Source organism: Providencia hangzhouensis (assembly GCF_029193595.2).
Taxonomy (GTDB): domain Bacteria; phylum Pseudomonadota; class Gammaproteobacteria; order Enterobacterales; family Enterobacteriaceae; genus Providencia; species Providencia hangzhouensis.
The window spans coordinates 161,025-185,796 of sequence record NZ_CP135052.1 but is presented as its reverse complement, the minus strand read 5'-3'; the positions used below and the strand labels follow the sequence as shown (position 1 = coordinate 185,796).

The window sequence follows — 24,772 nt, the reverse complement described above, 5'->3', positions numbered from 1 at the left end:
ACTAATTGATGGGTTTTAGGAGATCGCTGTAGAGGTCTGCTAGAACCCCCTTTTCGCCAAATTCTTTGCGGATCCACTGCGTCACAAGCCCAGTAGCTGAATGTTGTGTGGCTAATAGCATATGGGAATCTTGTCGTGGGTTCTGAATTTGTTTTGTTACCAACAAACCATGTTTAACATGGTCTTTGATCATATAATCGGGTAAAAAGCCAATCCCTTCACCGAGTATCTGACACTGGCATTTAGTATTAAAATCAGGAACTTGAATTGCCTCTTGCCCATGTAGTAGCCAGCCCACCCGCTTATTAATGGTATGCGCGGTATCCTCTACCATAATATTTGGATAAAGACGCAACTGGCTCTCAGCGATGGGCTCTGGCATCAGCGCCAAAGGGTGAGTTGCCGCTATAGCAAATTGCCAGTGAATCGCACCAATTTCAGTGTAGTCAATTCCACCGCCATCCATCAAAGTACCCGGAGCGCCAATCGCAATATCCGCATGGTTATTAATAATGGCATCCCAAACCCCATTGTACACTTCTGTTGTCACTGTAATGTGGCAGGTAGCAAACTGTTTTTTTAATATTTGCAATAACCTAGCGGTATGATACGGCGTATATAATAACTGATTAATACAAATACGTACCCGCGCTTCAATACCTTGCTCAATAGAATAAATACTTTTTTGAATGGAATGGAAATTATTAAGCAAGTCGGTTGCTTTGCGGTAAAAATAATAACCGGCTTCGGTGAGTTCAATATTACGGGTATTACGAATAAATAACGCCACATCTAAATAGGTTTCGATACGTTTGATGGTATAACTCACCGCGGAGGTGGTCACGCCTAATTCTTCCGCTGCTTTACTAAAACTCGCAAACTTCGCCGCTGTTGTGTAAGTCAGTAAGTTTTCTTCCGTAAAAATTGAGTTCATACCCACCGCCAAAAATGTTTAAAATTTAGACAAATCATATTTTTATGTGAATAAAATTCAATAACGTAAAAATCAGATTATTTTTCGAGCACTTTTTTATAGCTTAACAGAATTATTAACAACTGGAATAGATTAAATTTGATATGCATTTTCGCCAAGTAAAAACCACACCTTTAAAGTAACTATTAATATTCGAAATACCTAATATTATTGAATTAAATAGGCAAACCAAGTATTAACATTCGATACGATTGCGATCAATAAAATTACAAATTTAACAAATTAAAAACTTTCAATTTGATGTCTATCACAGAACTGAGTAAATCATGATTTTCGATTTTAATTAACAAAGAAAATCACACAATTCGGGTCAAAAAACAGCCATAAACTATCAAATAACGATTAAAAAGAATGCTCACACGCACAAAAAAGCCGGATTATTGAATTTAATTCAACAATCAAACGCCTCATTGATGAATTAAATTTAAACGGATTCTTTTTATTAATGACAATTGCTATGCTCTAATCATTATATATTCGAAGTCACCTTTAAATTGTCTTTATCTATGTTGGTAATAAAAACCAACCTAAGGGGAAAATGATGACCGCTAGTACTCTCGCTCACGATTTTTTAACCGCCGCTGAACAAGGACAATTAGAAATATTAAAAAGTTGTCTTGAAAAAGGTGTAGATATTAATACCACCAACCGTCAGGGCCGTACAGCTATCGTCAATGCCAGCCTAAATAAACATTATGAATGTGTTTCTTTTCTGATTAATGCAGGGGCGGATATTAATAAACAAGACCAAACGTGTTTTAACCCTTTCTTATTAAGTTGTCTTAATAATGACCTCACTTTATTGCGTATTGTCTTGCCTGCAAAACCAAATTTAGATTTATTGACCCGTTTTGGTGGTGTGGGAATTACACCTGCTAGTGAAAAAGGCCATGTAGAAATTGTTCGTGAATTACTTGAAAAAACCGATATTAATGTCAACCACACCAACTTTGTAGGTTGGACACCACTATTAGAAGCTATCGTACTCAACGACGGTGGCGAAAAACAGCAGCAAATCGTTAAATTGCTATTAGACCATGGCGCAAACCCTCACATGACTGATAAATATGGTAAAAAACCATTAGAGCTAGCACGTGAAAAAGGCTATAACGAGATTGCTGAGTTACTGATTGCAGCTGGAGCCTAGCGAAATCATAGACTCTAAATAGGATAAGGAGGCATGTGAACGCATCCATATCTCATCGGCAAAGGTTATACGGGCTAACGGCTGATACACATTTTCTCAATCTGTTAAATCAGCCACAACCCCAAGGAACGGTAGAACAAGTATTTAATAAAGCCATTAACTTTTCTATTGATAATGTACTTTATACTTTGCTTTGTTCTCAATTAGATAATGCACCAAATAGTTGCCGATTAATCAATAAAGACTTTTCTCTTTTCGATATTAAAGAAGGAGAGACTATTAATTTATCGAATAAAGAAATATTGATTGGTAGTCATTATTTAATATCATTTTCTTTATGTAAAGAATGGCGGCAACCAGTTATCAACTTTAGTGATAACGAACTGAAGAAATCAAATTATTTATTATATATCGAAGAACAAATAAGTAATTTGGATTTAATCTTAACTGAAAATAAAAATTCTCTATTTAAATATCAGGGAGATAACTTTTTTTATCTCTCTATGACAGAGCAATTGGTTCAATTACGCTCTGAATTGATTGAGTCAATAATTAAGAAAAATAAAGAAAATATTATTTATGTGATCCGCCAGTTTGTTGGATTAGGTATCGGGCTAACACCTTCAGGAGATGATTACTTAGTTGGGTTAATGGCATTTTTATTATTAACCGGTCACCCGGCTGCCACTTTTTACCCTGAGTTTTATCAAGGAATAACCCAAAGCTTAAGCCAGACGACACCTATCAGTGCCATCACATTAGAAAAAGCATTAAACCGAGAATATCGCGAAAATATGCAGCAATTAATTCAATCATTAGTTGATGCGAAAGAAACAAATATTTATCCACAATTTTTAGAGATTTTAAATATCGGGTCGAGTTCTGGCAGCGACATGCTATTTGGCTTGCGAGATGCCCTGTATATCACCCATTATTTCGGAGAAAACTATGTCGACTAAAGTTGTCATAAAAAAGAATACCTATTTTGATTCCGTATCACTGATGTCTATTTCGACAAAAGCCAATCAACTCGACAATGTTGAGCAAGCGTTCGTCGCAATGGCAACAGAGATGAACAAAGGTGTTTTACGTAATTTAGGTTTACTAACACCTGAATTAGAAGAGGCTAAAAATGGCGATTTAATGATTGTCATTAAAGGCCCAAGTGATGAAGCTAACGAAGCCACATTAATTGCTATCGAAGATTTATTTAATAAGAAAAATCAAGGCGGCGGGCAGCATGAAGCCAAATACGCCACCATTAATTCAGCGAAAACACATATCCCAGATGCCAACCTTGCCGTCATTTCAGTAAATGGTCAGTTTGCTGCCCGTGAAGCACGCATTGCGTTAGAAAATGACCTCAATGTCATGCTATTTTCCGATAACGTCTCCATTGAAGATGAACTCGCACTTAAACAGCTGGCTAGCAAAAAAGGCTTACTGATGATGGGCCCTGACTGCGGAACTGCCATTATCAACGGAACCGCGCTGTGCTTTGGTAATAGCGTTCGCCGTGGCAGCATTGGCATCATCGGTGCATCCGGTACGGGTAGTCAAGAACTTAGCGTCCGCATACACGAATTTGGCGCAGGGGTTTCCCAATTAATTGGTACTGGTGGTCGCGATTTAAGCGAGAAAATTGGCGGTATCATGATGATTGACGCCCTGAAAATGCTCGATGCCGATGATGAAACTCAAGTTATCGCATTGATCTCTAAGCCACCAGCTCCTAACGTTGCGAAAAAAGTGTTAGAACAAGCGGAAAAATGCCACAAACCGGTTGTTGTGTGTTTCTTAGGTAGCCAACCACTACCAGAAGACAAACCGGGTCTAACCTTTGCTCAGGGCACCAAAGAAGCCGCACTGAAAGCCGTTCTATTAACCGGTATTCGCAAAGAAGATTTAGATTTACACCCTCTTAATTTACCACTTATTGACGAAGTCAGAGCAAAGCTGAAACCTGAGCAGAAATATATTCGTGGCTTATTCTGTGGTGGAACGCTATGTGATGAAGCCATGTTTGCCGCCTTGGAAAAATACGATGATGTTTACAGCAATATTCAGCCAAACCCTGACTATCGCTTAAAAGACCTCAACAAAAGTATTGCGCACACTTTCCTCGACTTTGGTGATGACGACTTTACCAACGGTAAACCGCACCCAATGATCGACCCAACTAACCGCATTGAACGCTTATTACAAGAGGCTCGAGACCCTGAAGTTGGCGTGATTATGATGGACTTCGTTTTGGGCTTTGGTTCTCACGAAGACCCAGTAGGCGTGATGATCGACGCGATTAAAGAAGCGAAGAATATTGCCAAACAAGATGGGCGTGAATTAGAAATTTTAGGCTATGTGCTGGGTACTGACCAAGACACACCGTCGATGGATGCTCAGGTCAAAATGCTAACAGATGCCGGCGTTATCTGGGCAAGTAGCAGCACCAATACCGGTTTATTAGGGCGTGAGTTTGTATGGAAAGGGGAGAAAGCATAATGACTTCATTATTTAAGCAGCCATTAAATGTCATCAATGTTGGCATCGAAATGTTCAGTGATGACCTAAAAAAACAACATGTTCCGGTCACACATTTAAATTGGACTCCTCCCGGACAAGGCAACGTTGCGGTTATTCGCGCCCTCGACCAAATTGAAGGTAATACCGCACTACAAGAAAAAATTGCGGCCGCCAATGCTCAAGCGCTTGAGCGCATTATTCAATCTCAACCAGTGTTAATCGGTTACGACCAAGCGATTAATGTGGTTCCAGGCATGACCAAAAATACTATCCTACACGCAGGTCCACCGGTTGCTTGGAAAGATATGTGTGGCGCGATGAAAGGTGCGGTGACGGGAGCGCTGGTTTTCGAAGGATTAGCGAAAGACTTAGCTGATGCAGAACGTGTTGCGGCCTCGGGAGATATCATTTTCTCCCCTTGCCATGAACACGATTGTGTAGGTTCGATGGCTGGTGTCACTTCAGCATCGATGTTTATGCATATCGTTGAAAATAAAACCTATGGCAACCGTGCATTCACTAACCTCAGTGAGCAAATGGCGAAAATCCTGCGCATGGGTGCCAATGACCAAAGTGTAATAGACCGTTTAAATTGGATGCGTGATGTATTAGGCCCAATGCTGCGCGACGCAATGAAAATCGTTGGTGAAATCGACCTGCGTTTGATGCTTGCTCAAGCACTGCATATGGGCGATGAGTGCCATAACCGTAACAATGCAGGGACAACCTTACTGATTCAAGCGCTTACAACGGGGATCATTCAAACTGATTTCTCTGTCGCCCAGCAAAAAGAAGTATTTGATTTTGTTGCAAGCAGCGATTACTTCTCCGGCCCAACGTGGATGGCGATGTGTAAAGCATCAATGGATGCGGCTCACGGTATCGAATACAGCACGGTTGTCACGACCATGGCGCGTAATGGCTATGAATTTGGTTTACGCATTAGTGGACTACCAGGTCAATGGTTCACAGGGCCTTCTCAGCAAGTTATCGGCCCAATGTTTGCAGGCTACAAACCTGAAGACTCTGGTTTAGATATCGGTGACTCCGCAATCACAGAAACCTACGGTATTGGCGGTTTTGCTATGGCAACAGCGCCAGCTATTGTGGCACTCGTTGGCGGTACGGTAGAAGAAGCGGTCGATTTCTCTCGCCAAATGCGTGAAATCACCTTAGGTGAGAACCCGAACGTGACTATTCCATTACTGGGCTTTATGGGTATCCCTACAGCTATTGATATTACGAAGGTTTCAGCCAGTGGTATTTTACCTGTTATCAACACAGCCATTGCCCATAAAGATGCGGGCATCGGTATGATTGGGGCAGGTATTGTTCACCCGCCGTTTGATTGCTTTGAAAAAGCCATGTTGGCCTACGCACAGAAATATGCTTAGTTTTCAATCATAAAAAAGACGCCCAACTCCGGTTGGACAATAAAAATAAAACGTGAACCCTGATTAATTTTATTTGAAAAACAGTGCTGTAACTCAAAATGTAGGGGTATACCCTAAATAATTTGAATTGCAGCTAGGCGGCAAGTAAATGAGTCCCTAGGAGCATACACAAGTATGTGACTAGGGTGAATGAACGCAGCCAACAACGCTGCGGTTCAAAGTATGACGGGTATGGGAGTATTTTATGAATATACTAAATATCAAATGGAAACGTGGGGATTTGGCCGCCTACTTCGGCTTAATGACCAATAACCTAACCAACCTACTCACCATGATGGGTCTCTTGATTTTCGTTGTCGGCATCCCATCAGAAATTGTTTACGGCCGTATCGCTCCTGCCTTTGGTTTCGCTGTTTTACTTGCCAGCGTGAGCTATGCTTACTTTGGCCAGCAAATGATAAAGCAAACTGGACGCAATGATGTCACCGCTTTACCATCAGGGCCCAGTGCGCCTTCTATCTTTACGGTGACGTTCTTAGTCATCATGCCTGTCTACCAAACAACACAGAATGCTGAATTTGCGATCCAAATCGCGCTGGTTTGGTGTTTTGTCGAGTCCATGATCCTCGTCGGTGGTTCTTTCTTAGGTGAAACCATCCGTAAGATGATCCCACGCACCGTACTGTTATCCTGTTTGTCCGGTTTAGGATTACTGTTACTAGCGATGAACCCGATGCTGCAAGCGTTTGAAGCACCAACGGTTTCATTCATTGTGCTGTTATTAATTTTCATTAACTGGTTTGGTAAAAAACCGATTTTTGCTCGCATCCCAACTGGCTTATTGCTGCTAATTGCCGGTACGGTATTGGCATGGGTTTCTGGCTTGCAAAGTGCGGAAGCAATCAAAGACTCAATGGCGTCATTTGGTTTCAACCCGCCGGGCATCCATATTGATAGCTTCTTCCAAGGCCTGCCACACGCTCTGCCTTACTTAGCGTCTGCGGTACCACTTGGCTTAGCAAACTATATCTTCGACCTTGAAAATATTGAAAGTGCGCATGCTGCAGGTGATGAATATAATACTCGTAAGGTCATGTTAGCTAACGGTTTATCGTCTACAGTTGGCTGTTTTATGGGTAACCCATTCCCTGTCACTGTTTACGTCGGCCATGCGGGTTGGAAAGCCATGGGCGCTAGTGTGGGTTATACCCTAGCATCCGGTATCACTATGTTTATCGTCCCATTATTCGGTATCGGCGCTTTTATGTTAGCTATCATTCCAATGACCGCTATCGTGCCAATACTGGTGTTTATCGGTGTCGTCACCGCCAACCAAGTTGTGCGAGAAACGCCAAAAATTGAAGTTCCCGTTATCTTTATCTGTCTATTCCCATGGATTGCTAACTGGGCATTGACGATGGTTAATAGTGTCATGGGCGCGGCGGGCACCTCTGCGAGTGCAATTGGTGTTGAAACCTTGCTACACAAAGGTGTTTATTACCAAGGTCTAGTTCATTTAGGTAACGGTGCGCCGTTAGCCAGTATGTTATGGGGCTGTATTGCTATCTTTGCTATCCTCAACCAACCACTGCGTGGAGCCATTGCTGCTGCAGCGGGAGCAATATTAGTATTCTTCGGAATTATTCACTCCCCAGCGGTCGGAATTGCTACTGGTTCAACCTTGATGTTTGTTTACGCATACCTCATGATGGCAGCTTTATTTGTACTCAAACACTTTTTAGATAGCCGGAAATCGGTGGAAGAACAACAAGCTGAAAAATCTGAGAAACTCAGTAAGTCAGTGTAACTAAGCCAACCTTTTATAGTAGGTGTGCGCTGTACACCTACTATCAGCTAAATCTCTGTCTCAGGAAACATTAACAATGAAAGAACTCGTGGTTGTTGCCATCGGGGGCAACAGTATTATCAAAGATAACAACAGCCAGTCTATCGAAGCTCAAGAAAAAGCCGTTCAAGAAGTCGCACATCATATTAGTGACATGCTTGAAGGTAATTACAACATTGTTTTGACCCATGGAAATGGACCTCACGTTGGATTAGATTTGCGCCGTGCAGAAATTGCACACGAAACCGAAGGTTTACCTTTAACACCGCTGGCTAACTGTGTGGCAGATACTCAAGGCGGAATTGGCTATTTAGTTCAACAAGCTTTGACTAACGTCTTAGCAAAACGCCATAACCGCCAAGCAATTACAGTAGTGACACAAGTTGAAGTCGATAAAAACGACCCAAACTTTAGCGCGCCAACCAAGCCGATTGGGGCATTTTTTACTGAGCAACAAGCTCAGCAATTACAGCAAGAAAACCCAAACTGGCATTTTGTTGAAGACTCTGGTCGCGGTTACCGCCGTGTGGTGGCCTCCCCCGAACCAAAACGTGTGATTGAATCACAAGCGATCCGCACTTTAACAGAACACAATTATGTGGTGGTTGCTGCAGGTGGTGGCGGTATTCCAGTCATTGATAACGGCAATGGTGGCTACAAAAGTGTTGACGCGGTGATTGATAAAGACCTCTCAACAACTTTACTGGCGAAAGAGCTCAATGCCGATATTTTAATTATCACCACAGGTGTCGAAAAAGTGTGTATTCACTTCGGCAAACCTGAACAAAAAGCGCTTGGCGAAACCAGCACTAGCGACATGCAACGCTACATGGAAGAAGGCCATTTCCCAGCGGGTAGCATGTTACCGAAGATTGAAGCTAGCCTATCGTTTATTGCCAATGGCGGTAAACGTGTGATCATCACCACCCCTGAAAAGCTACCAGAAGCCTTACGCGGTGAAACGGGAACCCATATTGTTCAAGGGTAAGTTTCTATAATCTGGATCATGCGAATTTTTTGTTAGTCGCAAACCGCAATATTCCTCAGATCGTTTGATAACGATCTGAGTGGGTAAGTGTCGCTTAAAAACAGGAAATTCGACAGTAAATGGATATCACTAGGAGTTTCTATGAAAGCAGAAAAATCATCAGGCAGAAGAGAGTTCCTTTCCACCAGCGCTAAAGTCGCAGCCGCTTGCACTTTATTCGGCGCGGTATCGGGCTTTGCCTCCGCTCAAGACCAAACTAGCCAAAAAGCAGGCCAGTCCAGTATTACGGATAAACATTATTACCTCGATGACGTGCTACTCGAAACAGGCTTTAATTACCAAGATTCGACGGTCATCGGCACCCAAACCGCATTACACACTGTAGAAATCCGGGACGGTAAAATTGTAGCCGTTCTACCGAATAAACAGCATGCTGATGGCACATTAAATGCCTATAGTGCGCAAGGCAAACTGATGCTACCGGCCTTTCGTGACATGCATATCCACCTTGATAAAACCTTCTATGGCGGGCCATGGCAAGCGCCACAGTCACGTGAAGGCAAAACCATTATGGATATGATCGCATTAGAGCAAAAATTGCTACCTGAGTTACAACCTTTCACGGAAGAAAGAGCGAATGCGCTGATCGCACTGATCCAATCCCAAGGATCGACCATTGCTCGTAGCCATTGTAATATCGAGCCCGTTTCCGGTTTAAAAAATTTAGAAGCCTTACAAAAAGTGCTTGGTGAACACCAACAAGACCTAACTTGCGAAATCGTCGCCTTTCCGCAACATGGTTTATTACATTCCAAGTCAGAAGGTTTAATGCGTGAAGCCATGCAAGCAGGCGCTCATTACGTTGGCGGTTTAGACCCAACCAATGTAGATAGCGCGATGGAAAAGTCTCTCGATTCGATGTTCAAAATTGCATTGGACTACAACAAAGGCGTGGATATTCATCTGCATGAAACGAGCCCTGCAGGCGTTGCCGCTATCAATTATATGATTAAAACGGTGGATGAAAACCGCAGCTTACGCGGTAAAGTGACCATCAGCCATGCCTTTGCACTGGCAACACTCACCCCTGAACAAGCGGAAAAAACGGCAAAACAGTTGGCTGAGCAGCAAATTACCATTGCCTCTACCGTCCCGATTGGCACACTGCATATGCCACTGAAAACCCTAAATAAAAATGGGGTATTTGTGATGACCGGAACGGATAGTGTGATTGACCATTGGTCGCCCTTTGGCCTAGGCGATATGCTAGAAAAAGCCAATTTATACGCGCAGCTTTATACTCGCCCTGATGAGCTATCGCTGTCCCGTTCACTGGCCATCGCAACAGGCAATATTCTACCGTTAGATGAAAAAGGCCAACAAGTGTGGCCAGCTAAAGGGGATGATGCCAGCTTTGTGCTGCTTGATGCATCTTGTTCTGCCGAGGCCGTTGCACGGATTTCCCCAAGGTTCGCGACTTTCCATAAAGGCCATTTAGCCCACGGAATGATGCCAAAGTCCGCTTCATAGTGATAAAAGAATAGCGCCTATAGGCGCTATTCTTGCCACGTTATTTTTTCAGTTTGAGCGTATTAAAGATTAAATCTAATAAACCTGAGTTATCTACGGATTGCAGCACAGTAATTGGCTTTGTTTTTGGTTCAGGAACCCCGACCCGTAAGCGCAGTGCGTCATAGCAAAAGCTTTTACCGCGCAGCACTCCCTGAAGCTCAATACCTACGTGCTTTTTATCATAAGTCACCAGGCTCTTATCCAATAACCATGCTACGGTTAACACATCATGTATCCAACACCCTGCTAAATGGCGTGTCGCACGTGAATAGTCCATCCACGGTCGCATTGTTGCCACAAGAAAACGGCTCAGTGGTGTACCAATTTGAGCAAGCTTATCAAGATCCTCATGCACCATTTGCGTTTGTACGGTGACATCCATTGGCACTAAAGTCAGATTTGCTCCACTATTAAGCACCGCGTAGGCCGCTTCAGGGTCGATGCCAAAATTAGTGTCTTTCAAGTACCCCGGCACGTTAAAAACCGCCCCCATGATTACTATCTCTGCCACGTTTTTAGCCATGTCAGGAAACAACTGCATTGCTATTGCGATATTGGTTAATGGGCCAATGGCAATAATCGTGACTTGTTTTGGGTTCTGGCAAACTAACTCGCCAATACGTAACGCGGCTTCTGGGATAGACTTCGGTAAACTAGGTATGGATGGAAGGCCATCCCATAGGTGCGTAAGTTGCGCTCGTTCAGCGCCGTTATCGAGTAGTTCACGCCATGGTGCGCTAGTTTCAACCAACGCTGACGATGCACCACGATAAACAGGAATATTTTCACCCAATGAATGAACTAAATGACTGGCGACGTCAAAGCCAATTTCGCTAGGTGTATTACCCGAAACGGTGGTGATCATTTCCAATTTGATTTCAGGTGCAGCGATAGCCAGCGCAAGTGCTAGGCCATCATCAACATTCGCACCAACGACCCCATTACCGGGGTCGCAATCTATAATCACACGCATAAATTTCCCTGAAACAATAAATAATCAGCACCCACATGAGTGCCCGATTTGTAATTCAAATTCCACTTCACAAATGGCTTCTTTTTGCGGCCAATTTTGTAAGATGTGTATCGCTTTTTGCGCTATTTTATCAACAGGCTGGCGAACAGTTGTGAGGGTTGGAACGGTATATTCTGATTGCACGGTACCGTTAAAACATACCAGTGCAATGTCTTCTGGTACGCGTAATTTTAATTCTGCTAAGGCTTTTAAACAGCCAAAAGCTTGCAATTCATTCGTGGCAAAAATAGCTTCGGGGAATCCCTCTTCCCGCATCTGATAGATAGCTTGGTAACCCCAATCACGGGTGTATTCCCCCGATAAAATCCATTTTTGTTGTATGGATAACTCAGCTTCTGTCAGCGCAGCTTTCCAGCCATTTAAGCGGTCTTGTGTGTTGAGCATCTCATTCGGGCCACAAATAATGCCAATATTTTGATAACCATGCTTAATGAGATGACGGGTAATTTTATAGGCGGCCAGTTTCTCATTCACTTGAATGGTACTGATCCCTTCCGCAGCCTCAATCCTGTCAAGCATCACACAGGGCGTGCCCGATGACTGAATTAAATCAACATAGGGATGCCGGTCAACACTGGTATAAATAAGCCCTTCAACTTGCCTGAGCAAAAGGTTATTAATCAGCTCTTTTTCACGAACCCGAGAATCCCCCGCATCCCCCAGTAACAAAACATGCCCATATTTAAACGCTTCACGCTGCAAAGCATGCGCAATAGAGGCTAAAAACGGGTTAGAGATATCGGGGATCACTAGCCCATAGGTTTGCGTGCTCCCTGAAGCTAGGGCTTTTGCAATACCATTTGGCCGATACCCCGTTTTTTTGATTGCTGCTAACACCTTTTGCCGCGTTGCCTCTGCAACAGGACGAGGGCCATTGTTAATCACATAACTGACTACCGCAACCGAGGTTCCGGCTTCGCGGGCAACATCTACCCGCGTCACTTTACGGTCATTTGTATCTGACACCCAGCAATTCCTTTTTCTAACATGACTTTGCCAAAGAATAGCAGCCACTCTGACTTTTATATACAGCCATGCTTACTTATATCGCATCTTCTGGTAGATTTAGGTCACGGCCTCGCGTTTCTGGTGCAAAGAATGTGGTTACTAAACCAATACATGCCATCGCAATAAAATAAACGGCTATCGGCCACCAATGCCCTGTCCATGACAATAATGCAGATGCCACCAGCGGCGCAGTACCACCAGATAAAATAGAACCAAGCTCTTTAGCGAAAGCCATTTTAGTATAACGATTACGTACACCAAATAACTCCACCCCCCAAGCTGCTTGTACGCCAAAAATCCCTAGTGATGCTAACCCCATCCCAATAACAATGGTTGGAATAACAATCATTGGCTCTCGGGAGTCTAATAACATGAAAGCGGGCACGGCATACAACATCAGTAAAAAACAGAACCAGCGATAAACAATCCGACGCCCAAATTTATCTGATAACCACCCGGCAAATGGAATGATGGCAAAACCAAGGATTGAAGCAATTAAAACTGCCGTTGTTGGCACAGATTTATCAACCAACAATATTTTGGTGACATAACCGATAATAAAGCCTTGAGCAAGATAAGATGGCCCATTTTCACCAATACGCAACCCGACCATGGTCCAAAACGCACGCGTTTTTTGCCAAAATGAACGGTTATCTACAGGGTGAGCGACAGCATCAGATTCCAATGCGAGGCGGCGTTCTTCAGCAAGCTGTTCTTTTTGCCGCTCAAAAACTGGCGTCTCACGCATATGTTGACGAATAAATAATGCCGCCAATGCAATCAAAATACTGCCAAGGAAAGGAATCCGCCATCCCCATGACATCAAACTTTCTTTGTCCATTTGTAACACTATCAGCCAAATCATTGAGGCCAGTAATGTTCCACTGTTGGAGCCTAATGCAATAATCGAAGAAACTAAACCACGGCGTTTTACTGGCGCATATTCACCTAGCATCACAGTACCACCGGATAGCTCAGCTCCCGCCCCTAAGCCTTGAGCAAACCTTAGGATCACCAAACAAACAGGCGCCCAAACACCAATTTGTGCATGGCTGGGTATTGCACCAATTAATGTAGTCGATAGCCCCATCAATGCAATCGTGATGACCATAACCATTTTTCGGCCATGTTTATCACCTAGCCAACCAAAAAATAACGCGCCTATTGGACGTGCAATAAACCCAACTGAATAGGCTGCAAAACTGGATAACAGCGCCATAATAGGCGTTGCATCAGGGAAGAAAACATCACCGAAAATAATACCTGCCGCTAAACCATAGAGAGCAAAGTCTGCATATTCCATGGTTGTACCTAACCAACAAGAAAAAATCGCCCGCCGGAAATCTTTTTTTCCTTCTGGCGTACTTAACCGCTCTTGCGCGGCTTGTTGACTCGCCTCGATATTTAATTGTGTAGCCATAGTGATAAACCCTTGGTGTTGGCGCGAAGCCTATTAATCAAAAAATCTAACTGGCGTTTTTTATTTACTTAAAGGATAGTCTACGCGCGTAGAATTAAGCAAACGAGGGTATGCTATTTTGTGAGCGTTATCACTTGATGACAAAAATATGAATTTTAGATGACTGAAATAATACGCTAGGAAATAAATAAACAAAAGCCACGCTCGAATAAATACCGTGGCTTTCTATTTTTATTTGACACTCAATAGATACTCGACAATATCCTGTAAATTATACCATTTCATCCAGACTTCATCGCTAATGGGTTGCCCGGTATACTGCTCAATGGCTGCTATCAACTCCAACATTTCCAAAGAGTCAATATGCACATCCGCAATTAATGCCGAATCAAGAGTAAAATCATTTGTAATGCCGGAATAGGTTCGAATTAAATGAATTTGGTCGAATAACCACTGCCAGTGAATTTCTGTCGATAAAGTCATTTTATTCACCTTGAGACTGCTTCGCATAATCTAATTTTTCATTTAAATTACGTGTCATTAGCCCTTCTGCAGACAATACAACTTTAGCACTACCATCAATATAAGATGTTCTATAGTGAGAGGCATTTTTAATGGCCAAAAACGATTCTGTCTCTGCCGGTTTGGTTGATTTCTCCTTCACTAGCTCTCTATTATTGCTGAGTTTCACACCTTCAGGAACTTTTTTGTCGATTAAGTAACTACCGTAGTGACTACCCAGTTTAGGCGTGATATTCAGTGGTTGCTTACTCTGACTCGCTAATTTAACAGAAGATTCAGGCTGGTCTTCAATCGATTTCAATATTTGCTTTTTCTTCTCAGCTAAAGAGCCTTCGTTGCTTGATTCGATAAAGAGTTCCGGTTCAATAGTTGCAACCTCTTGGTCATTTTCAGCACCTCGATTAAGAGACTCATAATCTGGTAAAGGTTTTTTCTCTGTTCCATTTAATACCGCCCGTAATACTACGCTTTCTTGTGATAAAGGCGCATTGTCATCAAATGGCTTATCACTTTCATGGGTATTTGATAAATTAAGCTCTTGATCTGTCTTACTTTCATGCTTTTGATGAGAAATATACTCAGAATTTGCACTTAATGGTGAATTAGCATAATTACTTGATAAAATTGTTTTATAATTATTTGAAATAATCCCAGGTAAATCCGTTCCTAATTGGCTGGCCAAACCATCAACCTCATCGCTCGATGATTCATTGTCAGGGTTTTCTTGTTTCACAGATTCCGTTAAATTCATTTTGACTTTTAACGGCATAATGATGCCTATTTTTTCCTCTAAACTACGGAATATATTATTTAATTGCTGATACTTATCGCCATACTGATTAGCAGGAACTTTATTATATTCCATTATTAATTTAGAAATATCACTATCTAGCTGTTCATTTGCTTCTGTGACTAAAAACTTATCTACTGAGTGGCTTTGAATTTCATTATCAGGGAAATATGCAGTTAATTGCTGTTTAATTGCCGGGGAAACATACTTCTCTTGGTAACGCATTACCAAGTCATTATTCCCTTTAGTTAATAAAAAATTAGCGAGTTGCGTATCTACCTTTTCCTGTTGACCATTTAAAATATCTTTAACATTTTTTTCTTTACTTAAATTTGTTGTATTTATACTTTTAACTAACTCTGTCGCTGCAGAAAGTAAAGCTCGTGGTATTTCTTGGGGCTCAAATAACGTCAATACTACCAATGCACTTTCAGGTCTATGATTTATTTCCTGCTGCAAAGTACAGCCATGCCCCCCTGCATTTAATACCTTTTCAACCATCTCATGAGTAATATGACTGTCAGAAGAGCTAAGTAGTTGTGTAATTTTTTCTATTTGTTGTTGATGGTTTCTCGCATGTAATTTATTAACATCGCCAGAGATATTAATTTCATTTTCAATATTATTCTTAGGTAATAAACTCTCGGTTCCCGATGAAATAATTTTATTTAGTTGATTAACAAATTCACCACTACTTTGTTGGTTATGGTTAATATTATTAATGTTAGCCTTACACGAACTACCAATGTTTGATGTTGGCATCAAAGGTTATCCTTATAATAAACAATTATTAATTTCTTGTATATATACTAACTATTAACTAAACCGTTATTATATTGGTTGAGTTCTTGAATTAACTTTATCAATAATTGAGTTAACGTATCAAAATGACTATTATCTTGGCGGAAAGTCTCTAATAAACGAGAAACCGAACTATTAACTGCATTTTTTTGAGCATCAATTGCAGTTTGCAGGCTTTGTACAGTCTGAGCCATTAAGTCCACGCCTTTACTCGCCCAACCTTTTTCATATTTATCAACATCATAAATCACCTTCATGATTTCCCGGAGCGGGTTAATATCTGGATAAATACGAATAAATTTATTATTATTCTCATTTCTTATTTCCACACTAAAACCTTGGCCGTGTAGTTTTTTTTTCCAAAATGCAAAAGCCGAATCACTATATTTCATTTGATATATACTCTCCGCACTTTTATCAGGTTCAGACCAATTTTCATAGTACCTTTTATTCGCCTCATCAGAATCTGTTATCTCAGGTTTATTTCCTCTTACTTCTTTATGATCTGTATACTTGTTAAAAAGCTCATCGAGTCTATCTAATAATGCAACTCGCAGAAATTTGATTTTTCCACTATCCCCTGCCTTAATATATTCGGATATTTTACCAAGGGCAGTATTAACATCCTGCATATATTTTGTTGCCGATTTTATGATGTTACCGAAATCTTTTTGGTATCCAGAATTAATATTCTCTATTATTTTAGAAATTTCGCCAATATGGCTTCGACCATCATCAATCGGCTGAGAACGAAAAAAATGAGTTGCCGCACCACTGGGTAATGTCGCGAACTCTTCAGATAACTTTATTAATACTCTAGAGGTGCTGTCCCCTGATATTTTTAATTCTCGGATTAAAGCGTTTGCCTGTTCAGAAATATCATTTAGCTGATCAAAAACAATATTAGTTCGTTCTATAGGTTTGGCTATTTCATCACATAATTGCTCATAATAACTGACGACTTGTTGATAGATATCCAAATTAGGATCAATCAAAACACCTTCCCCGACAGGGGAAGGATTGTTATCAATTAAACCGACATTATTTACGCGTGAAAGCTGAATATTTGCCAATAGGTTCAATGATGTTGTACTCATTATTACCCTCGTATTGCAGCTTGGAATGTGCGCGTTTTAGAATCACGAATATCCCTTAAAGCTTCATCCATTTTCTTCAACAACTCAGTACTTTCACTCATCGTTTTCTCTGCATTTTCAGAGACTTTACGTGCTGCTGATGACGTTTCCTGCTCTATCATCGCGCTAGCACTTTCCGCTTTAGCCCCAGCTTGTGATGCCGACCCTGCCATATTCCCTGCGCTATCGGATAAGCGAGCCCCTTGTTCTGCTACACCACGTTTCACACTCTCTTTGGTGACAATATTGTTATGATCATTAAGCTGATTTTGGCCGTGAGCTTTCGTACTATCCGCTGCATTTTGCATATTTTTCGCAACTAACGTTTTCTGCCCCGCCGTTGCTTGGTCAACCAACTCAATAGTACTACCGTCCTTACCTTTTAGTACGGTACTTCCGTTATTTTTTCCTGTTAACTCAGAGGCATGACCATTAAGTTTATTACCTGCATTAATATTATTAGTACCCGTTTTTAAGTTAGTGTTTATCGATTTATTTTGCGTATGTAACGATTTCGCTTGGAATGCAGCACCTAAACCACTTACGCCTAATGAGACGCCAAAATTAATCATGGCGCTCTCCATCATTTTTTTTCCTTCTTTAATGGTAGATGTGGCGGCTGCCGCCACCATTTTGCCACTTAAGATATTAAATGCTGCATTAAGTTGGCGGTCTGAGATTTTAATTTCGGATGCAACTTTGCGGATAAGCTTTGATATTTCAACAATAATATCACTGCTGATAATACCAATATATTCACTCGTCTTCGCGGAGCTAATGCTTTCAATCGCTTTTTGTTCTGCATTTTTAAAAATATGATGCAACTCATTAGCAAGTTTAGGAGGACATGCACTTAACCGTATTGCCGCCTTTTCTATTTCGTCTGAATCAAGCTCTGATAGGGCGCCCATTAATTGTTCTGGCATTATTTCCCCACTCGATGGTGACTTTCATACCGGCTTATCTGAAAATTCTGCGGGTGTTAATTGTGGCAAACTTGCTAAATTAATTTCTTGTCGAGCAGATGGATGAGTTGAAACAGATATCTCTTTTTTATTACCTAATGCTTCAGCATTGAAAACAGCTTTATTGGCTATAACGGGTTGTGTCATAATGGGTGTCATATAAAATTACTCCTTAGTTTACGCAAAGCGTGCGGTATTCATCATATCGACTTTACTTTGACCCGATTTTTGAAGGCCATTAAGCATTGATACAAACATTTCATCAAACTGCTCATAGTTTTTCGACATAGCTTGAATTAATTGATTAAGTAACTCGGTAATAGCTTCGATAGCAGAGTTATTTAACATCATACCTGCAAGCATCTCTTTCATTTTGGCTCCCATTGATGCCGCGTGTACATTTAACCCTCCTGTTGTCGCTGCATTTGCAACTGTAAGCCCTGCATTCATGCCTCTTGCAGTAACTTCTAATTTGGCCATTGCTACACTTGGATTTTTCACCGTGTCGACTTTTTTGATTTTAGCTATCGTGTTTTCGGTCGTTTTCACGGTATCTTTTGCATCATCAAATTTGTCTGCCAGCTTGGTGAATTTCGTTAACTTCACCATATCATCTGTGCTATCAGCCACTGAATCGCTCACTTTTGCAGTTTTGGTTGCCATATTACCCAATGCATTAGTTAAATTTTTTGGCATGGCTTTAATTGTACTTTTGAGTAAAGAACCCGCATTTTTGAGCAATAATTGAGCCGCACTCTTCACCGTATTCACGATATTTTTAGCCATTGAACCCATAGAAATTAACGAAAGAGCTAAAAATGCAATCGCAGCGACAATCATTCCCACGATGCTACCAATCTGCTTAGCTTTATCTTCATCAACACCAAATTTAATCAATACATCCGTTACTACTGAAGAAATTTCATTAGCAAGCATCTGCATTAAGCTACCGTGCCCTGTTTCTTCCAATACAATGTCCGCAACCGCCATAGAAATACCAATAGCTGCAATCGCAAGTGTTAACGGTGCTGCTGTTCCAAAAGAAGCTACGGTAGCAACCACTGAAACAGCTAAAAGTACATAACTAAAAATTTTACTGGCACAAGATGCCGCTTTATTTGCTTCAGCCGCTTTACGTTCAGATTCCGCGGCCTCTTTTGCTTTGTTATCAGAATCTTTCCGAGAGGCCTCATTGATTTTCATCATCACTGCTTCTTGCTCTTTCATGTTACGAATAGAGTCTTCATTCATAACCTTTTTAAGCTGAGCCGTCAGCATCGTTAAGAGAGATAATGTGTTCTCCCATTTCTCACCGTCAACCTCAACAGACCTAGGTGCTGTTTCCATAAATACATTCAGTTTTTGGCTGGCGTCGTCAGAAGTTTTTACAAGCTCATATTCTTTATTTATTAGAACTTCATAATTATTTTGAAGTTTATCGACATTTTCAGTTAACGTTCCAACATTAGCTTTAAATAAAGTTGTTGTGCTTTCTAAAGCATCACGTTTATTTGTCAACTCTTCGAGTTTATTGGTAAGCACTTCTATTTTATTTTTAATATTAACTTCTTGGTTATAAACTTCTTCTGTAATAGGTTTATCAAAAGTATTTATTTTCTCTAATCGTTGTTCACAATTGCTTAATTCTTCCTTTGTATTCGTAATATCATTTATATTATCTGCTACAGAAAATTGATGTTCCTCTAGTAAATTTAAGGTATTCGCCAACTTATTTTTACCTAAATCTAAAATACCTTTGGCCTCATCTAATTGATGTTTAATATTAAGTGCTTTTTTTGTCGAATTTGCGAAAGAATCAAGTAACTCCTTCCCTTTCTCTCGTAAGGAACCTGATTCAAGGTTTAAAAGCTGTAACCGATTACTTAGTTCACCAATATTACCTTCATGTAACAACCGACGAATTGTCGCAAATGTTTCAACCAGTATGGCCATTGCATTAGATGTTTTATCTTGCGAAGATGATTGTGCACTTAGCATAGCTTTTGCCATCATCGGCTTATTCAGGCGAGGCGAGCCTTCTATCTTAGCTCGTTTTGCTTGTTCTCCCGATATGGACTCCCTACATACATCCTCTAAAGCTAAAACTGATTTTGTAATATCCTCACTTAGTGCTAAAGGATTACTACCTTGTAAATAGGCATTAATATTATTTATTCGTTCACTATTTCCTAAAGCTTTAATATCTACCATGCCATTTCCTCGTTATATATTAGAATCTCTTTCTGAGTTTTTCTTTAATGCATTTAAATAAGCTTGAGATTTATTTTTTAAATCAATATCTGTACTGCTTTTTACAACGCTTTCAAAACAATGAATTGCGGTACTGCTTTTTTTCATCATTAAATTGCACTGTCCTGCATGGAATAGCGGGCGGTAATCATTTTTTGCCAATACAAATGCGAGAGCATATAATTCAGTTGCTTTGTCATACCGTTTCGTTAATTGATAGACAGCAGCAAGCCCCATCACATAATCTGTATTATAGAAATCATAAATACTTAGAAATCGGAAAAAAGTTTCTGCTTCTTTTAATTTGCCTTGTTGATAGAACTCGTATGCATAGGAATAAATGCCATCCATTGTACTTTGTGGGATCCCGTGAATATCTTTATAAGTTGCACCATCCATTAGTGCAGTTGTAATATTGTCAAGTAATTCTTCCATATCAGATTGTTGAAAACTCTCTGTTTCCGCATTATTCATATATTTACCTTATTGTTGATATGCAATGCATAACATATACTTTATGCTTGCATCATAATTAACCGATTTGATTCTTTCTTTAAAAAAACGATTTAAGTAATAAATAAATTATTAAGTTCGCTATTATTTTTCGAATATGCCTCGTTCTCTGATATTTTTTCTAATGCTTTATCAATATCGACTCCCATTTTTACTAATTCTATACGGATTAACCATGATATTATTTGCATAACATCTTCTAATCCTTTTTCATCAATAAAACTATCATTTTTATATGACCGCCATATTTGCCTAGCTAAAACGATATCCCTAATAACTGGAACACCTTGTTGTTCCGCGTATTTAATAATTGCTTTTGCTTGTGCGCCTTTACTTTTAGAGAATAAAAAGGGTAATGGTGCAATATTCGAATCATAATAAATAAGCAATGCAATATGCGTTGGATTTGCCATTACAAATGTTGAATTACGAACATTTGATTTAACCTCTTCAGACAGTAATTCCTGATGCATTCCTCGACGTGCACTTTTGATATGAGGATCACCTTCATTATCTTTGTATTCCTTTTTAACCTCTTGCTTTTCCATTTTTAAGTTTTTAATATACAAAAAGAATTCAGCTATTGCGTCAACCAAGATAATAATAAGAGCAACTGCAAGAAAGACGACAATAAATGTTACGCACAAACTAACCCATTGGCTAATCATCCCATTAATCATTGTTCGGTAGAGCATAAAAATATCTTTACGCCAAACAATAAAAAAGACTAATATTGATATAATAAAGACAATTAAATACAAAATCGCCTTAATTAACTCTTTCAATGAATTCAATGAAAATATTTTTTTAAATCCTGCAATTGGATTTAATTTAGCAAAATCAAGCTTTATTGCTTCACTGGCCAATCTAAATCGACTTTGTAATAAAGAAATAATTGTACCGGATAAAAAACAAGTAAATAGAACAGGTAATACAATACTTAAAAATATCGTGAAGAATTGCCAAAGTAGTGCATCAATTTTTATCTCCGTTGGGGATAAAAATATTTTTCGCATTAACCCACCCAGTTCATATAAACTAGATACGCCTTCAATAACAAATGCACTTACGACTAATACAATTGCCGCAACGCTATCTTTACTCTTAAAACTTTGCCCTTTTTTAGCTGAATCTCTAATTTTTTTATCCGTAGGTTTTTCTGTTTTTTCAGCCATATTTATTTATATCCATAAAATCAAGAAGAAAGGAATATGTCTCGCAGTGGTGAAATCGAAATCATATTGACTAATATCTCTGGTACCTCATTATGGAAATAAAGTAAAAAAACACAGAAAGCGATGATTGATTTTATTGCTAAAGATAATGAAAATGCATTTAATTGAGGGCAAAAACGGGAATATAGCCCTAAGGCAACCTCTGTAATAAATAATGTCACTAATATGGGTGCAGTTAAAACAACTCCATTGACTACCATTTTATTTAACCATTCCCCTAAAGGAAGGCTATTGAATGACGTAAATCCATGGGCAAAGGGTAATAACTGATAGCTCTGTGCGAATAGATTAGCAAGTTGATACATTCCATTTTGTGCTAAGAATATCATACACGTAATATGGTTTAATAATACAGCAAGCTCCGAAGCTTCGGTTCCACTCGCAGGGTCAACAATACTACTAATCGTCTCGCCACGCTGCGCATCAATTAATTCGCCAACAATATTGGCTATCATAAAAGGCAGCGCTAACATCAGTGCTAATACGAGTCCAATCGAAATTTCATAAATAAATACATCAACAAAATTAATTTCATCCCATTGTATTTCATAGGATGAAAAAAAAGGCCATAAACCTAATGCAATATAAGCCACCACACAGTTTTTAATAATCCCACCATTAAGTAATTTGTTACTTAAAAAAGGTAATAAAAACATCACTGGTGCAATTCTCAACCAAGCTAACGCTATTTTTATCAATCCTTCTTGAAAGATAAAATAGAGCGAGGACATCAGCGATAGTATTTCCTGATTCATCCGAATAACCCGATAGCAGGGATAGCAGCGCTTAAGGTTTCTAATGCGAAATTCATTACCTTATCGGATAACCAACCAGAGATCATAAAAAGTGAACCAAAAACAGCTAATAATTTAATACCAAAAGGTAATGTTTGCTCTTGAAGTTGCGTGACAGTTTGTAGTAACCCTACCAATAATCCTACTGCAGTAGCCACTATTACTGGTATTGCAGATAATATAACGATTAATAACATCGTTTTGTTACTTAAATAAACGATTTGATCCATAGTATCATTCGCTTTAATGCTGTGCTAATTCAATGTATTGCATCACTAACCCCTTAGAAATCAGTGACCAGCCATCAATTGCAACAAATAGAATTAATTTAACCGGAATCGAAATTGTTACTGGGCTCATCATCATCATACCCAGTGCCAATAAAATGCTGGAAATAACTAAATCAACTACAACAAAAGGTAAATAGATATAAAAACCAATTTCAAAAGCTGATTTTATTTCACTTAATGCATAAGCAGGTAATAAAGAAAATAATGTAGCTTCGCCTTCATCAGCGGTCACTTCTTCTTCACTTCGACCTTGTTGTATTGACTCAAAGAACGTCACTAGTTGTGGATCTGAATATTTTTTCAAATACGCTTTATATCCCCCCAGCCCATTTTCAACAAAACTATCGATTGATTCAGCATTACTAAAATCAACCTGTTCTTGTCGCATATGATTATTCACATCCTGTAAAACTGGCATCATAACGAAAATAGAAAGTAACAATGCAATACCATTTAATACCATAGTAGAAGGAACTTGTTGAACGCCCATCGCGTTGCGTACCATAATTAATACAATAGATATTTTTAAATAGCAGGTGCCTGCAGCAATAACAAATGGCAATAATGTCGAGAATGCGATAATCGCTAATAATGGGATCCCATCAGGTATCGTTGGCATATTAAACTCTTTTATCACCCAAACTGACAACATGTGTGATTTCCAAACCTAACTCATCACTATTGCCAATATAAATAAGCTCCCCTTCTGCAATAAGTTGCTTATTAGCATAGGCTTTAACTTCACGTTCTTTATTTTCACCAATAGAATAAATATAACCGGGCTCCATTTTTGAAAGCTCATCGACCGTAATATCACTATGACCTAAAACAAAGGTTAATTTAATATTCATTTCTTTTACATTAAAGGGGCGCACAATTTCTTGCATTTCATCTTCTTCAGGAAATACGAATTCCTCTTCACTCTCTGGCGCCACTAATTCTTCAATCATAAGTAGTCCTTCATCTTGCTTTTGAAATCGAGCTAATACCTGTCCTGCCACAGACATATTTAACTGTAATTGTTGGATACTCAGCACATCACGTAATTCTATAGTTTGCAAAAGTTTGGCACTAATATAGCTATACCCTAATATCCAATCCGCTCGCAGTTTTAAATGGTCGAATATCTGATTAGTTCCCTGCTTTTTTTCGAGGCTTTCTATTGGTTCTGCTAATAATACTTCCCCGAGGCTAGCTTCTTTAACAATTAGCCATGGCTGGTAATTAATACGCATATCATCAACTATCTCGACAGATTCACAACGGAAATTCTGGGAGAAAAATGTAATTCCAATATATTCAGAAGCAAACAATTCACATAGCTGGCTGTTTGATAATGAACTCCATGCATAATGAACCAGTTCAGGCCAACGATAATGACACCAACTTTCAACAACAACGAATGCATTTATTTTCTGTGTTTCACTCACTAGTGATAATTGAAAATAACCAATACTGCGGTTAGCTAGCTTTATTTGTGGATTAACTAAATAATATTGCTGCCAAATTTTAAGTTGTTTTTCTTGAGAGCTGATCCGTCTAATCTTCAACATA

At 39.7% G+C, this 24,772-nt stretch carries 23 protein-coding genes; 7 read left to right on the top strand and 16 right to left on the bottom strand.

What is annotated here, in order from left to right; all coding sequences use genetic code 11:
• Nucleotide 1: 1 nt before the first annotated feature.
• Nucleotides 2–934 (bottom strand): LysR substrate-binding domain-containing protein, encoded by a 933-nt coding sequence (locus PZ638_RS00815; protein WP_004262950.1) that lies wholly within the window; start codon nucleotides 932–934, stop codon nucleotides 2–4.
• A gap of 601 nt (nucleotides 935–1,535) precedes the next feature.
• Here PZ638_RS00815 and PZ638_RS00810 point away from each other — a divergent pair.
• From PZ638_RS00810 to PZ638_RS00780, 7 genes are all read left to right on the top strand, one after another.
• A complete protein-coding gene (locus PZ638_RS00810; RefSeq protein ID WP_036958612.1) occupies nucleotides 1,536–2,141 on the top strand; it encodes an ankyrin repeat domain-containing protein in 606 nt (201 codons plus the stop codon).
• A gap of 35 nt (nucleotides 2,142–2,176) precedes the next feature.
• Entirely contained in the window at nucleotides 2,177–3,100 is a 924-nt protein-coding gene (locus PZ638_RS00805) for an oxamate carbamoyltransferase subunit AllH family protein (protein ID WP_144138696.1), read from the top strand.
• On the top strand, nucleotides 3,090–4,640 hold the full coding sequence (gene fdrA, locus PZ638_RS00800) for an acyl-CoA synthetase FdrA (RefSeq protein WP_004262956.1): 1,551 nt from the start codon (nucleotides 3,090–3,092) through the stop codon (nucleotides 4,638–4,640). Before PZ638_RS00805 ends, fdrA begins: the two co-directional genes overlap by 11 nt.
• Nucleotides 4,640–6,055, top strand: coding sequence for a YlbE family protein (locus PZ638_RS00795; protein ID WP_164454829.1), 1,416 nt, complete (start codon nucleotides 4,640–4,642; stop codon nucleotides 6,053–6,055). Before fdrA ends, PZ638_RS00795 begins: the two co-directional genes overlap by 1 nt.
• 244 nt (nucleotides 6,056–6,299) lie before the next feature.
• Nucleotides 6,300–7,862 carry a permease family protein gene (locus tag PZ638_RS00790; protein ID WP_004262962.1) on the top strand — a complete coding sequence of 521 codons (1,563 nt, stop codon included), beginning with the start codon at nucleotides 6,300–6,302 and terminating at the stop codon, nucleotides 7,860–7,862.
• Nucleotides 7,863–7,938: 76 nt separating this feature from the next.
• Entirely contained in the window at nucleotides 7,939–8,889 is a 951-nt protein-coding gene (locus PZ638_RS00785; protein ID WP_180312288.1) for a carbamate kinase family protein, read from the top strand.
• Between the two features lie 141 nt (nucleotides 8,890–9,030).
• Nucleotides 9,031–10,419: an amidohydrolase family protein gene (locus PZ638_RS00780; protein WP_094960851.1), complete on the top strand. Its 1,389-nt coding sequence runs from the start codon at nucleotides 9,031–9,033 to the stop codon at nucleotides 10,417–10,419.
• Nucleotides 10,420–10,459: 40 nt separating this feature from the next.
• Here PZ638_RS00780 and PZ638_RS00775 read toward each other — a convergent pair whose 3' ends face one another.
• The 15 genes from PZ638_RS00775 to PZ638_RS00705 form a co-directional block, all read right to left on the bottom strand.
• On the bottom strand, nucleotides 10,460–11,434 hold the full coding sequence (locus tag PZ638_RS00775) for a nucleoside hydrolase (protein ID WP_140171948.1): 975 nt from the start codon (nucleotides 11,432–11,434) through the stop codon (nucleotides 10,460–10,462).
• Between the two features lie 24 nt (nucleotides 11,435–11,458).
• A complete protein-coding gene (locus tag PZ638_RS00770) occupies nucleotides 11,459–12,460 on the bottom strand; it encodes a LacI family DNA-binding transcriptional regulator (protein WP_164564282.1) in 1,002 nt (333 codons plus the stop codon).
• Between the two features lie 76 nt (nucleotides 12,461–12,536).
• Entirely contained in the window at nucleotides 12,537–13,922 is a 1,386-nt protein-coding gene (locus PZ638_RS00765; protein WP_094960854.1) for an MFS transporter, read from the bottom strand.
• Nucleotides 13,923–14,153: 231 nt separating this feature from the next.
• On the bottom strand, nucleotides 14,154–14,405 hold the full coding sequence (locus PZ638_RS00760; protein WP_094960855.1) for an acyl carrier protein: 252 nt from the start codon (nucleotides 14,403–14,405) through the stop codon (nucleotides 14,154–14,156).
• Nucleotide 14,406: 1 nt separating this feature from the next.
• Nucleotides 14,407–15,996: a hypothetical protein gene (locus tag PZ638_RS00755; RefSeq protein ID WP_094960856.1), complete on the bottom strand. Its 1,590-nt coding sequence runs from the start codon at nucleotides 15,994–15,996 to the stop codon at nucleotides 14,407–14,409.
• A 47-nt stretch (nucleotides 15,997–16,043) separates the two neighbouring features.
• The gene (locus tag PZ638_RS00750) at nucleotides 16,044–17,132 is read right to left on the bottom strand and encodes an IpaD/SipD/SspD family type III secretion system needle tip protein (RefSeq protein WP_094960857.1); all 1,089 of its coding nucleotides are present in this window, start codon (nucleotides 17,130–17,132) and stop codon (nucleotides 16,044–16,046) included.
• A 2-nt stretch (nucleotides 17,133–17,134) separates the two neighbouring features.
• Nucleotides 17,135–18,097: a hypothetical protein gene (locus PZ638_RS00745; protein ID WP_275612172.1), complete on the bottom strand. Its 963-nt coding sequence runs from the start codon at nucleotides 18,095–18,097 to the stop codon at nucleotides 17,135–17,137.
• 24 nt (nucleotides 18,098–18,121) lie between these two features.
• Nucleotides 18,122–18,295: a hypothetical protein gene (locus PZ638_RS00740; protein WP_275612171.1), complete on the bottom strand. Its 174-nt coding sequence runs from the start codon at nucleotides 18,293–18,295 to the stop codon at nucleotides 18,122–18,124.
• Between the two features lie 18 nt (nucleotides 18,296–18,313).
• Entirely contained in the window at nucleotides 18,314–20,347 is a 2,034-nt protein-coding gene (gene sctE / locus PZ638_RS00735) for a type III secretion system translocon subunit SseC family protein (RefSeq protein ID WP_094960859.1), read from the bottom strand.
• A 12-nt stretch (nucleotides 20,348–20,359) separates the two neighbouring features.
• The gene (gene sicA, locus PZ638_RS00730; protein ID WP_272674385.1) at nucleotides 20,360–20,860 is read right to left on the bottom strand and encodes a type III secretion system translocator chaperone SicA; all 501 of its coding nucleotides are present in this window, start codon (nucleotides 20,858–20,860) and stop codon (nucleotides 20,360–20,362) included.
• Between the two features lie 92 nt (nucleotides 20,861–20,952).
• Nucleotides 20,953–22,074, bottom strand: a complete 1,122-nt coding sequence (locus PZ638_RS00725) for an EscU/YscU/HrcU family type III secretion system export apparatus switch protein (protein ID WP_180312286.1) — start codon at nucleotides 22,072–22,074, stop codon at nucleotides 20,953–20,955.
• A gap of 20 nt (nucleotides 22,075–22,094) precedes the next feature.
• Entirely contained in the window at nucleotides 22,095–22,889 is a 795-nt protein-coding gene (sctT, locus tag PZ638_RS00720; RefSeq protein WP_136134131.1) for a type III secretion system export apparatus subunit SctT, read from the bottom strand.
• Nucleotides 22,886–23,158: a type III secretion system export apparatus subunit SctS gene (gene sctS / locus PZ638_RS00715; RefSeq protein WP_004262998.1), complete on the bottom strand. Its 273-nt coding sequence runs from the start codon at nucleotides 23,156–23,158 to the stop codon at nucleotides 22,886–22,888. The genes sctT and sctS overlap by 4 nt, the downstream gene beginning before the upstream one ends.
• A 13-nt stretch (nucleotides 23,159–23,171) precedes the next feature.
• Nucleotides 23,172–23,828, bottom strand: coding sequence for an EscR/YscR/HrcR family type III secretion system export apparatus protein (locus PZ638_RS00710; RefSeq protein WP_172412213.1), 657 nt, complete (start codon nucleotides 23,826–23,828; stop codon nucleotides 23,172–23,174).
• Nucleotides 23,829–23,838: 10 nt separating this feature from the next.
• On the bottom strand, nucleotides 23,839–24,771 hold the full coding sequence (locus PZ638_RS00705; RefSeq protein ID WP_180312285.1) for a FliM/FliN family flagellar motor switch protein: 933 nt from the start codon (nucleotides 24,769–24,771) through the stop codon (nucleotides 23,839–23,841).
• Between the last annotated feature and the right edge of the window lies 1 nt (nucleotide 24,772).

Excerpts from the sequence above, each read along its gene's own strand:
- PZ638_RS00815 (WP_004262950.1), bottom strand. The coding sequence starts at position 934 with ATGAACTCAATTTTTACGGAAGAAAACTTACTGACTTACACAACAGCG.
- PZ638_RS00810 (WP_036958612.1), top strand. The coding sequence starts at position 1,536 with ATGACCGCTAGTACTCTCGCTCACGATTTTTTAACCGCCGCTGAACAA.
- fdrA (WP_004262956.1), top strand. The coding sequence starts at position 3,090 with ATGTCGACTAAAGTTGTCATAAAAAAGAATACCTATTTTGATTCCGTA.
- PZ638_RS00795 (WP_164454829.1), top strand. The coding sequence starts at position 4,640 with ATGACTTCATTATTTAAGCAGCCATTAAATGTCATCAATGTTGGCATC.
- PZ638_RS00790 (WP_004262962.1), top strand. The coding sequence starts at position 6,300 with ATGAATATACTAAATATCAAATGGAAACGTGGGGATTTGGCCGCCTAC.
- PZ638_RS00785 (WP_180312288.1), top strand. The coding sequence starts at position 7,939 with ATGAAAGAACTCGTGGTTGTTGCCATCGGGGGCAACAGTATTATCAAA.
- PZ638_RS00780 (WP_094960851.1), top strand. The coding sequence starts at position 9,031 with ATGAAAGCAGAAAAATCATCAGGCAGAAGAGAGTTCCTTTCCACCAGC.
- PZ638_RS00775 (WP_140171948.1), bottom strand. The coding sequence starts at position 11,434 with ATGCGTGTGATTATAGATTGCGACCCCGGTAATGGGGTCGTTGGTGCG.
- PZ638_RS00765 (WP_094960854.1), bottom strand. The coding sequence starts at position 13,922 with ATGGCTACACAATTAAATATCGAGGCGAGTCAACAAGCCGCGCAAGAG.
- PZ638_RS00760 (WP_094960855.1), bottom strand. The coding sequence starts at position 14,405 with ATGACTTTATCGACAGAAATTCACTGGCAGTGGTTATTCGACCAAATT.
- PZ638_RS00755 (WP_094960856.1), bottom strand. The coding sequence starts at position 15,996 with ATGCCAACATCAAACATTGGTAGTTCGTGTAAGGCTAACATTAATAAT.
- PZ638_RS00750 (WP_094960857.1), bottom strand. The coding sequence starts at position 17,132 with ATGAGTACAACATCATTGAACCTATTGGCAAATATTCAGCTTTCACGC.
- PZ638_RS00745 (WP_275612172.1), bottom strand. The coding sequence starts at position 18,097 with ATGCCAGAACAATTAATGGGCGCCCTATCAGAGCTTGATTCAGACGAA.
- PZ638_RS00740 (WP_275612171.1), bottom strand. The coding sequence starts at position 18,295 with ATGACACCCATTATGACACAACCCGTTATAGCCAATAAAGCTGTTTTC.
- sctE (WP_094960859.1), bottom strand. The coding sequence starts at position 20,347 with ATGGTAGATATTAAAGCTTTAGGAAATAGTGAACGAATAAATAATATT.
- sicA (WP_272674385.1), bottom strand. The coding sequence starts at position 20,860 with ATGAATAATGCGGAAACAGAGAGTTTTCAACAATCTGATATGGAAGAA.
- PZ638_RS00725 (WP_180312286.1), bottom strand. The coding sequence starts at position 22,074 with ATGGCTGAAAAAACAGAAAAACCTACGGATAAAAAAATTAGAGATTCA.
- sctT (WP_136134131.1), bottom strand. The coding sequence starts at position 22,889 with ATGAATCAGGAAATACTATCGCTGATGTCCTCGCTCTATTTTATCTTT.
- sctS (WP_004262998.1), bottom strand. The coding sequence starts at position 23,158 with ATGGATCAAATCGTTTATTTAAGTAACAAAACGATGTTATTAATCGTT.
- PZ638_RS00705 (WP_180312285.1), bottom strand. The coding sequence starts at position 24,771 with ATGTTGAAGATTAGACGGATCAGCTCTCAAGAAAAACAACTTAAAATT.